This window comes from Kitasatospora sp. MY 5-36, assembly GCF_001182915.1.
In the GTDB taxonomy this organism is placed as follows: domain Bacteria; phylum Actinomycetota; class Actinomycetes; order Streptomycetales; family Streptomycetaceae; genus Kitasatospora.
The window spans coordinates 1-5,885 of sequence record NZ_LFVW01000689.1 but is presented as its reverse complement, the minus strand read 5'-3'; the positions used below and the strand labels follow the sequence as shown (position 1 = coordinate 5,885).

The 5,885-nt window shown below is 74.2% G+C and carries 7 protein-coding genes and 1 pseudogene; 4 read left to right on the top strand and 4 right to left on the bottom strand.

The genetic code is table 11. The annotated features are described in order from the left end of the window. Positions 1–511 (bottom strand): PASTA domain-containing protein (locus AE652_RS46825; protein WP_199823183.1); only part of this gene is annotated, 511 nt, incomplete at its 3' end. Positions 512–832: 321 nt separating this feature from the next. On the opposite strand from AE652_RS46825, the gene AE652_RS33675 reads away from it, so the two are divergent. The 4 genes from AE652_RS33675 to AE652_RS33660 all read left to right on the top strand — a co-directional run bounded on the left by AE652_RS33675 (position 833) and on the right by AE652_RS33660 (position 4,203). Further along, positions 833–1,552, top strand: a complete 720-nt coding sequence (locus AE652_RS33675) for a class I SAM-dependent methyltransferase (RefSeq protein WP_049658567.1) — start codon at positions 833–835, stop codon at positions 1,550–1,552. Positions 1,553–1,588: 36 nt separating this feature from the next. Continuing rightward, positions 1,589–2,611 carry an alpha/beta hydrolase family protein gene (locus AE652_RS33670; RefSeq protein WP_049658565.1) on the top strand — a complete coding sequence of 341 codons (1,023 nt, stop codon included), beginning with the start codon at positions 1,589–1,591 and terminating at the stop codon, positions 2,609–2,611. A 2-nt stretch (positions 2,612–2,613) separates the two neighbouring features. Then, a complete protein-coding gene (locus tag AE652_RS44405; protein WP_049658564.1) occupies positions 2,614–2,850 on the top strand; it encodes a hypothetical protein in 237 nt (78 codons plus the stop codon). 588 nt (positions 2,851–3,438) lie between these two features. After that, complete coding sequence (locus tag AE652_RS33660; protein WP_049658563.1) at positions 3,439–4,203, top strand: hypothetical protein; 765 nt, start codon at positions 3,439–3,441, stop codon at positions 4,201–4,203. Between the two features lie 90 nt (positions 4,204–4,293). Here AE652_RS33660 and AE652_RS33655 read toward each other — a convergent pair whose 3' ends face one another. From AE652_RS33655 to AE652_RS33645, 3 genes and pseudogenes are all read right to left on the bottom strand, one after another. Next, positions 4,294–4,851, bottom strand: coding sequence for a hypothetical protein (locus tag AE652_RS33655; RefSeq protein WP_049658561.1), 558 nt, complete (start codon positions 4,849–4,851; stop codon positions 4,294–4,296). A 199-nt stretch (positions 4,852–5,050) separates the two neighbouring features. Next, positions 5,051–5,611: a GNAT family N-acetyltransferase gene (locus tag AE652_RS33650; RefSeq protein WP_049658559.1), complete on the bottom strand. Its 561-nt coding sequence runs from the start codon at positions 5,609–5,611 to the stop codon at positions 5,051–5,053. 60 nt (positions 5,612–5,671) lie between these two features. Beyond that, a pseudogene (locus tag AE652_RS33645) lies at positions 5,672–5,885 on the bottom strand (LysR family transcriptional regulator); the annotation flags it as partial.

The window sequence follows — 5,885 nt, the reverse complement described above, 5'->3', positions numbered from 1 at the left end:
GAGGGGCACTCGGTGCCGCCGGCTCGGCCGGTGCGGTCGCGGTCGGGGAGGCCGGGGCCGGGGCAGGGGCGGGGTCCGCCGGGGCGGGCGCGGCGCCTCCCGGGCAGTCCTCCTCGTTCTTCACCACGGACAGCGTCACCGTCGTGTCCTTCGCCGAGGGTTCCCCGGCGGCCGGCTGCTGGGAGCAGACCTTCCAGTGGCTCGGCATGAGGACCGACCGCGTGTGGGACTCGCCCGCGTGGACGTCCTGGAACGTCACGGTCTTGGCGGCCCGGGCGTCCGGCTGCTGGAGGGTGTCCTTGGCCTTGTCCCCGTGCATTCCGACCACGCTCGGGATCGGAATCGGCGTCGCCGCCGACGACGTTTCGTCGGCCGAGGCCTTGCACCCGGCCGCGAGGAGGGTGGCGGCCAGCGCCGCGGCGGCGAGGGCGGTCGCCCGCCTCCGGCGGGAGGGGCGGGTAGGTCGGGCTTCGTGGGTCTGGGCGGTCGTCGGCTGTATCACAGCAGGCACTTGGTCTTCCGGGTGAGCGGCGGGCATGGCGGGCGGAGCGTGGAGCGGGCAAAACTTTTCGAACGTACACCACCTCACTGGCGGAAGCCTGGGAATCCCCGCCGGGAATCCTTGATCGAAGCGTGATGTCGGCCCCCTCCCCGGGGCCTCTCCCCGCCCGACGGAAACGGCCCGTCCCGGCCTCCGGCGACAGCGTGGCCGCCCTCCTCCACGCCCCCGAGGCACCCGTCCACACCAAGACAAGGAAGGTCCCAACAGCCCACCACCCAGCGGCTTTTGCCACGATCGCGGCCACCCCCCGAGCGTCCTACGCTCGGCCGCATGAACCGTACGATCCGCACCACCGAAGACGTCCTCGCCCTCCTCGACGGCTTCTTCCGGCCGGCCGAACCGTTCTGGGACCGGTTCTACGAGGACCGGTCCGCCGAGCGCCCGTTCTTCGCGCCGAAGCCGGACGAGAACCTGGTCTCCTGGCTCGACTCCGGCCTGCTGCCGCCGGCCCCCGGCCGGGTGCTCGACCTGGGCTGCGGCACCGGCCGCAACGCGATCCACCTGGCCTCGCTCGGCTTCGAGGTGGACGCCGTCGACCTCTCCGCCACCGCCCTCGCCTGGGCCGAGGAGCGTGCCCGCGAGGCCGGCCCCGGAGCCCGCCCGCGCTTCCACCGGGCGAGCATATTCGAGATCCAACTCCCTTGCGACACCTACGACCTGGTCTACGACTCCGGCTGCCTGCACCACCTGCCGCCGCACCGCCGGGTCGGCTACCTGGCCCTCCTGGACCGCGTCCTCGCCCCGGGCGGGCACTTCGCCGTCACCGCCTTCGCGGCCGGGGCGATGGGCTCCGAGCGGCCCGACGAGGAGCTCTACCGGCTCGGCTCGCTGGAGGGCGGGCTGGCCTACTCTCCGGCCGAACTGCGCTCGCTGTTCCGCGAGTTCGAGCCGCTGGAGATCCGCCCGATGGCGGCGCACGGCCCGGATTCCGAGGCCTTCGGCGTCCCCTTCCTCCTCACAGCGCTCTTCCAGCGAACTGCCAGCCTCTAACCAGCCTCTCATCCTCCGCCCCTAGCCTCCGGCCCTATGAACGTCTCCCTGCTCGACGGCTGGTTCCCGTGGACGGTCCAGGCCGCGGCCCTCGCGCTGCTCCTGGCCACCGCCGCCCGACGGGAGCGGGCGTGGCTGCGGAGGCGGGGGCCGATCGCGCTCGGGACGGCGCTGGCACTCACCGCGGCCGGCGCCGTCGCCGTGCTGACGCTGGGCGGGATCACCGACCCGGTCCCGTTCGGGGTCTGGCTGTGGAGCGGGGTGGCGGTGGCGGCGCTGTGCGTGCTCGGCTTCGGCTGGCGCGGCGCGCGGTGGTGGCGCCGGGCGCTGGTGGCGCCGACCGTGCTGCTGGCGCTGTTCTGCGCGGCGAACAGCGTGAACATCGCCACCGGCTACTACCCGACGCTGGACGACGCGATCGGCGAGCTCGGCGGGCAGCCGCTGCCGGAGCAGATCACCCTGGACGAGCTGAAGTCGATCCACGGCCGGACGGGCACGGGCCGCATCGTCCAGGTCGACATACCGGACACCGCCAGCGGCTTCGCCCACCGCCAGGAGCTGGTCTACCTGCCGCCCGCCTGGTTCCGCAGCCAGACCCGGCCCAAGTTGCCCGTCCTGGAGATGATCGGCGGCGAGTTCGCGGCGCCCGACAACTGGATCCGCTCGGGCAACGCCGTGAAGACCGCCGACGCCTTCGCCGCCCGGCACAACGGCTTCGCCCCGATCCTGGTGTTCGTGGACGCCACCGGCGGCTTCCGGGTGGACACCGAGTGCGTGGACGGCCCGCACGGCCAGGCCGAGAGCCATCTGCTCAAGGACGTCCCGCCGTTCGTCCAGAAGACCTTCAACGCCGCCACCGACCCGCACAAGTGGGGCGTGGCCGGCTGGTCGATGGGCGGCACCTGCGCGGTCGACCTCATCGTCGAGCACCCGAACGTCTTCACCCACTTCGGCGACTTCTCCGGCGCGACAAGGGCCCGTCCACCGGCGACAAGGACCACACCGTCCAGGAGCTGTACGGGGGTGACGCCGCGGCCTGGGCCGCCCACGACCCGCTGACCGTGCTCGCCCACCACCCCAAGTACCAGGGCGTGTCCGGCTACTTCGCCCAGGGCGACGAGGAGCACGGCCAGATCGACTCCGCCAAGGCCCTGGAGGCGGCGGCCCGGAAGGACGGCATCCGCACCGTGAACGTGGTCGGCTCCGGCAGGCACACCTGGCAGACCGGCGCCGCGTCCTTCGCCCAGGCCCTCCCCTGGCTCGCCCAGCAGCTCGGCGTCCCGGGCACCCACGCGTAACGGCACCCACGCGTAAGGGCTCACCCGCACTACGGCGCGCTCCCTCCTCCCCGTTCGACGGCCGCCGCCCGTCGCGCGGTTCAGCTCCGGGTGTTGACATCGCGCACCCCTTCGCCGCCGGCCGCCGGGCCCGGTACACCCGCCCCCACCAGCCCGGATGTGCCGCACCCGGCCCGCGCGCGGTGCCGGTCGCGCGCCCCGGGGATCCCCCGCACGCCGTCCGCCACCCGACCCCACCCGCCCCACAGGACCCACCAACCCCAAAGGGAATCCGGGCCTCCGGCCGGAACCCGGCTTTGCGAGCGGCCGTTCGGTGGCATAGGTTTCGACCGCCGCCGATGCGCCGCCACGACCCTGACCGCCCCTCATCTCCGAGGCGGGCGGCGGGCCGAGGAGCCGACGGCCCTAACGCACAGGGGGAGGCCCGCCATGCCGAGTGCCCGCGACCGCGCGTCGCGCGGGCGGCGAGGACGGACGGCCGGCGCCGCGCACCAGCGGCCCGCGGCCGACCCCGCCCTTCGCCCCCAACGGCAGGGCGGTGCGCGGCCGACCCCGTTCCACGCCACCGGACACCCGAGGAACAGTCAGTTGCGCACCACCAGAGTCGTCACCGCCACCGCCGCCGCCCTCGTCTGCCTGGGCGCGCTCAGCGCCTGCGGGCCCGACAACGGGGACGGCGGCCAGACCGCCCTCCCCGCCGCGGCCCCCACGCCCAGCACCAACCCCACCAAGCCCGCCGGCTCCGACAAGGGCATCCCGGACAAGGCCTGGATGGACACCAAGAACATCCCGATGGACGAGAGTTACCACTACACGCCGCTGGCGGCCAACGCCAAGCAGGTCTCCGGGCCGGTCCAGTTCAAGGGCCTGGAGCTGTGCCGCGCCGCGATCGCCAAGGACGACGAGCCGTTGTTCACGGGCACCGCCGCCGCGAAGTCCGAGGTCGGCTTCGGCGGGGACCGCTGGGCGGCCCAGCAGACCCTGCTGTTCCACGGCGACCCGGTCCACAGCAGCGCCGCCAAGCAGTCCACCAACATGGCCGAGGCGCGCCTGGCGGAGGCGCTCAAGTCCTGTGCCAAGACCGCGCCCGGCGCCACCGTGAAGGTCGAAAGCGCCCCGGACGCGCCGTACTTCGCCGCCGTCCTGACCGTCCCGCAGGCCGACGGCGGCACCGTCACCCTGCACGAGTACGTGGTCGGCGACGGCGGTACGGTCAGCGAGCTGGCCGTCTGGGCCACCACCAAGGCCGGCGCCCAGCCCAAGGACGCCTGGAAGGCCCCCGAGGACAAGGCCGTCGGCACCGGCATGACGGCGGCGATGTGCGAGGCGCTCCCCGGCTGCGACGGGCGCTGACGTCCGGCGCGCGCCCGGTCCGCCCGACCCCTCCCGAGGACCGGGACGGGGGCGGACGGACCGGGCGGCCCGATCAGATCAGGCCCGGGCTCACAGCCCCAGGACGCTGAGCGCGGTGGTCCAGTCCTTCGCGATCGCGGCGCGCGCGTCGTCGAGGCCGGCCCGGCCGCCGCAGACCGCGTTCTTGAGCTTGGTCTCGACGGAGTCCTTGCTCTGCGCCGGCTGGCTGCCGTAGCGCGGCTCGGGCCACAGGTTGGCCGGGTCGCGCGGGGCGCCGCCGAGCTCCAGCGGGACGAGGTGGTCCTCCTCGTAGTCCGCCGTGCTGGTGTCCGCGTAGCCGTAGGCCGCGATCTGCTGCACCTTCAGCGCGTTGGTGTAGCTGGTCGGCGGGCGGACGGTGGCGGTCCAGCCGGAGACGCAGATGGTCTGGCCGATGGTCGCCTGGGTGACGTCCGGGTTGTACGCACCGGGGGTGCAGGACGGGTCGGGCAGCGGCAGGTACGCCTGCGAACAACTCGCCGCGAGCGTACGGGCCTTCTGGGCGGTGCCGTGGGCCGGGGCGGCGGCCTGCGCGGTGCCGGCGGCGAGCCCGGCGGCGGCGAGGGCGGCCGCCGAGGCGGTGACGGTGAGACGGTGACGGAGCATCATGGGGGAAGCACTCCTGGTCCGGCCCGGCCTCTCGCCGGGCGACTGTGCTCATGACAGCACCACCCGGCCGACCACCGTCAGATCCGTGACGTGAACGCCTGGTGACCGCGTCTCCACAACCGCGCCCCGACGAGCGCCCCGCGCGAAGACCCCGCGCGAGCGCCCCCCGTCTCCCCGCCCCCGCCTCCCGGCCGTGCGGTCAGCCCCGCAGGACCGCCAGCTCGACCTCCCGGCCGACCAGGCCGCCGGGCACCGGAAGCGTCACCCCGGAGGGCTCGAAGCCGGCCTTCCGGTACATCGCCTCGGCCCGGGGGTTGTCCTCGTGGACGAACAGCCGCACCCGCTCGATCCTGGGCCCGGTGAGCGACCACGCCCACTCCTGGAGGGTCCGGATCAGGTCGAGCGCCAGCCCGGTGCCCCGCGCCTCCGCGCGGACGAACACCCCGACCACGTGCACCTGGTCGACCTCGACGACGTCTCCCGCCAGGGCGCCGTTCCCGCCGGCCGGCTCGACCACCCCGGTCATGCTGCCGAGCCAGCGCCCGTCCTCGGCCTCCGCGATGTACTGCGCCACGTGCGGGTCCGTCGCCGCCCGGGTCGTGCGGTCCTGCCAGAACTCGTCGGGCTTGGTGACGGCCTGCTCGTAGACCTCCAGGAAGGCCACGGCCGCGACCGGGTCCCGCAGCGCGTCGAGGCGGAGGTCCCGGGCCCGCTGCCAGTCCTCGACCCGTACCCGTCTGATGATGATTCCGGTGCTCATCGCCTGATCATTCCATCGGCACCATTGGCCCGCGCAACCGATTTCCAAGGCCGCAGACCTCTAGCCCCGGGACGACTCCAGCAGCCGCGCCAGCAGCGCCGCCGGCCCCTCCGGCAGGCTGCCGTGGACGAGTTCGGTGCGGTGCACCAGCCGGGGCGCGGCGATCGGCGCGTACCCGACCCCGGGCGCCGCCGCGAGCACCGGCTCGGGCAGCAGGGTGAGCCCGTGCCCGGCCGCCACCAGCGCGAGCAGTCCGTGCAGGTCGGTGCCCTGG